The organism is Frankia gtarii (assembly GCF_025403375.1).
Taxonomy (GTDB): Bacteria; Actinomycetota; Actinomycetes; order Frankiales; family Frankiaceae; genus Frankia; species Frankia gtarii.
Map to the genome: position 1 here is coordinate 1 of NZ_JAMPTM010000630.1, position 421 is coordinate 421.

General features: G+C 43.5%; 1 protein-coding gene. It reads left to right on the forward strand.

Translation table 11 applies throughout. The annotated features are described in order from the left end of the window. Nucleotides 1-31: 31 nt before the first annotated feature. Nucleotides 32-421: ABC transporter permease (locus NBZ83_RS34750; RefSeq protein WP_498041107.1), on the forward strand; the 390-nt coding region annotated here is incomplete at its 3' end.

Consider the following 421-nt stretch of genomic DNA (forward strand, 5'->3'; position numbering starts at 1 on the left):
GGTTTCACTTATCTCGCGACGGAATAATGATATGAGCAAGGTTGTCATAAAATCTGTGCTACCTGGATTTGGTATTACCTTAGGCTTCTCAGTTTTATATTTAAGTTTGCTATTTCTTATTCCTGTAGCCGGATTAGTTCTGTTTACGCTGCAAATGAGTTGGGCTGACTTTTGGGTCGCCATTAGTCATCCTCAGGTTGTAGCCTCATACAAGCTGTCATTTACGGCGTCTTTTATTGGCGCCAGCATTTATGCCATTTTTGGGACTCTCGTCGCTTGGGTGTTAGTACGTTATCAATTTTTTGGTAAAAAAGTCGTCGATGCTTTAGTCGATCTGCCTTTTGCCTTACCGACGGCTGTCGCAGGTATCGCGCTCGTAACGCTTTATTCGACTACCGGGTGGGTAGGTCAATATTTACAC